Source organism: Streptomyces sp. NRRL WC-3549 (assembly GCF_000721935.1).
Lineage (GTDB): Bacteria > Actinomycetota > Actinomycetes > Streptomycetales > Streptomycetaceae > Streptomyces.
Genome location: NZ_KL585420.1, coordinates 67,811 through 69,954 on the forward strand (window position 1 = coordinate 67,811; position 2,144 = coordinate 69,954).

Sequence of the window (2,144 nt, forward strand, 5' to 3'; positions counted from 1 at the left end):
CACGACGGCGCCCACACCGGTGGCCGGGATGCCGTGGGCCCCGGTCACCTGAAGGGTCACCACGCCCTTCGGACCGACCTGCCCCTTCGGCACGCCGAGGCCGGTGCGCGTGTCCATCAGCCGCTCCGGGGTGACGGGCACGAACTTCTTCCGGCTCGGGACGTTGACGTTCACCGCGGCGGTGGTCGCCGTCCTGCCGGACTGGTGGACGGCCTTCACGGTGATCTTGTGACTGCCCGGCGCGAGTGTGGTGGAGGCGGACCGCGCGCTGCCCGAGACGGTGGTCGCGCGCACGCCGTCGACGAGCAGTTCGAATCCGCTGATCAGCGAACTCGGCGTGGAGGTCGACCAGTTCACCGTGACGGGGCCCGGGGTCTCGTAGCCGGATTCCACGGCGAACGCCCCGCCGGCGACGGAGGTGACCGTGAGGCCCTGGACAGGGCCGGCGGCCAGCGTCCGGAGGGCCGGAAGCTGCGGGTAGAGCTTCATGCCCGGGCACTCGGTGTTGAAGCCGTCGCGGTGACCGGATATCTGGCTGAACGCGTAGGACTGTCCGGCCACGAACTGCTTGCCCGCGTAGTTCTTCTGGGTCGCGCCCGCCACCAGCGTGGTGCTGCCGGCCGGGTCACCGCCGTACTGGCCGAGCTTGTAGGCGGCCACCCGGGCGGTCGCCTCCAGGGCGGCGTTCGACGCGCCGGCGTTCGTGTAGTCGCCGATGATCGCGACGCTGGTCGACTCGTTGTTGAAACCGTAGGTGTGCGCGCCCATGACGGGCTGGTCGATGCCACCCTGCCGGCCCTCGAAGACCGTCCCGCACTTGTCGACGAGGAAGTTGTAGCCGAGGTCGCGCCAGCCGTTGGTCTTCACGTGGTAGACGTGCAGGGCCCGTACGACGGCCGCGGACTCGGCGCAGTTGTAGGAGCCGTCCGTGGTGTGGTGCACGAAGACGGCCTTGATCACGCCGCCTTCCAGGTAGATCGGGCCCTCGTCGTTCAGGGACTCGTCCGCCCCCCACCCGGCGCGCGTGACGACCGGGGGCCGCGGCACCGTCGACGGCGGGCCCTGGTCGGCGGCCGCGGCCGCGCGGGCGGCCGGCTCGGTCTTCCCCGCGCCGCCCTGGGCCGGGCTCTGCCCGGCGCCCGGGTCGACCATGTCGAGCCGGAGGCCGGCCGGCAGCGTCCCGGAGGCCGTTCCGTCGCTCACGCGCACCTCGGCGCCGTCCGAACGCCCCACCCAGACCGGCTCCGTGGAACCGCGCTCCGCGGAGCGCTCACCGTCGAGGCCCGGCAGGTACGGCTCCAGGGCGATCCAGTCGGACCACTCGCCGGTCTCCGCACTGCGCGTACGGGCTTCGATCGTGCCCTTGATCTCGGCGTCCGCATCGGGCCAGGACACGCCCAGCATGCCGAACGGCTCGGTCGTACGCCGTGAGAGGGACGCCTCGTCGCGTCCCTTCGGCTTCAGGGCGAGCCTGTGCACCTCGCTCCTGACGGGCCCGCTCGCCTCGACCCCGGCGCTGTAACCGCCCGCCCCGTCGGCCGGCCGGCCGTTGCCGTGCGTCTCTTCCCCCGTGGCGCCGTACGCGACGTTCTGGAATCCCAGTACCGCGACGACTCCGAGGGCGGCGGCCACAGCCGTACCGCGCACTCGATTCAGTCTCAAGTTGTCCCCACCCCTAGATGGACATGACATCGAACGTCGGCATGGTACTGCCCGGGCGGGCGGCCGGGGACGGGCCGGGCCGGAATCGCACGTTCCGCACATGCCGGGACCCCCCTCCCGCCTCGGACGGTGGAAGGGGGGTCCCGGTGCGGGCCTCGGGGCCCGGCTCAGCGGTGCGAGGGGAACTCCACGACCTGCTGATAGGTCGGACGGTTCTGCCAGTGGATCGTCTTGTGGCCGATCCCGCCCAGGGCGCGGTGGACGATGGCGTCGCCGCACCACTGCTCACCGGCCTTGCAGCTGTCGTCGCCCGGGTAGACCGTCGTCGCGGGCACCGCGGCCGCCTGCTTCAGGGTGGTCAGCAGCGCGTCACGGCAGGCGCCCAGGTCGCCGTCGCCGCAGTACGTCCTGGCCAGGGGCCCCTTGACGGGCTGTCCGAGTACCTGGCGCAGGTCCTTGTCGGCGAAGCCCCACCAGCCGTA

General features: G+C 72.2%; 1 protein-coding gene and 1 pseudogene. Both read right to left on the reverse strand.

Going from position 1 to position 2,144, the window contains the following annotated elements; translation table 11 throughout:
• Nucleotides 1-1,647: peptidoglycan recognition protein family protein (locus IH13_RS0124825; protein ID WP_234433380.1), on the reverse strand; the 1,647-nt coding region annotated here is incomplete at its 3' end.
• Between the two features lie 182 nt (nt 1,648-1,829).
• Nucleotides 1,830-2,144 (reverse strand): annotated as a pseudogene (locus IH13_RS0124830) (penicillin acylase family protein); the annotation flags it as partial.